Annotated in this window: 1 protein-coding gene and 1 pseudogene; both read right to left on the bottom strand. The window is 71.0% G+C overall.

What is annotated here, in order from left to right; genetic code table 11:
* Positions 1-214: pseudogene (locus tag PUR61_RS00065) on the bottom strand (proteasome ATPase); the annotation flags it as partial.
* A gap of 165 nt (positions 215-379) precedes the next feature.
* Positions 380-704, bottom strand: a 325-nt coding sequence (locus PUR61_RS00060) for a PhoH family protein (protein ID WP_329874313.1), incomplete at its 5' end; no start/stop codon positions are given.

Below are 704 nucleotides of genomic sequence, written 5' to 3'. Positions count from 1 at the left end.
GGAGCTTGCGGCCACCGGTGAAGATGTCGGCGGTGCCGTCCTCGTTCTGGCTGAGGAAGACACCGAATCCGGCCGGGGGCTGTGCCAGCCGGTCCACTTCCTCCTTGAGGGCCACGATCTGGTCGCGGGCCTCTCGCAGGGCGGCGGCGAGCCGTCTGTTCTGCGCGGTCACGCCGGCCAGGTTGGTCTGGAGCTCGACGATCCGCTCCTCGGCGGCCTTCGGCGGGGTGTACGGAGAGGCGGTACGGCGGATGTGCGCGTTGCGGTCCACTGTCACGGTCCTCACCTCCTCGATGGGGTTGCGGGTTGGCGTGGTCGGATGCGGTGGCGTGCGGCGGAGCCGGGACCCCCGCCGGGCGGCGGGGGAGGGGGCGTCCGCTCAGTTCTCGGGGCCTTCCAGCATGTCGGTGACGAGGGCCGCGATCGGTGAGCGTTCGGAGCGGGTGAGGGTGATGTGGGCGAAGAGCGGGTGGCCCTTGAGCTTCTCGACGACGGCGACGACGCCGTCGTGGCGGCCGACCCGGAGGTTGTCGCGTTGGGCGACGTCGTGGGTGAGGACGACGCGTGAGCCCTGGCCGATCCGGGAGAGGACGGTGAGCAGGACGTTGCGTTCCAGCGACTGCGCCTCGTCCACGATCACGAAGGCGTCGTGCAGGGAACGCCCGCGGATGTGGGTGAGCGGCAGGACCTCCAGCATCCCCCGG

The organism is Streptomyces sp. BE20 (assembly GCF_036322525.1).
Classification (GTDB): Bacteria; Actinomycetota; Actinomycetes; order Streptomycetales; family Streptomycetaceae; genus Kitasatospora.
This window is presented reverse-complemented; position numbering and strand designations above follow the sequence as displayed.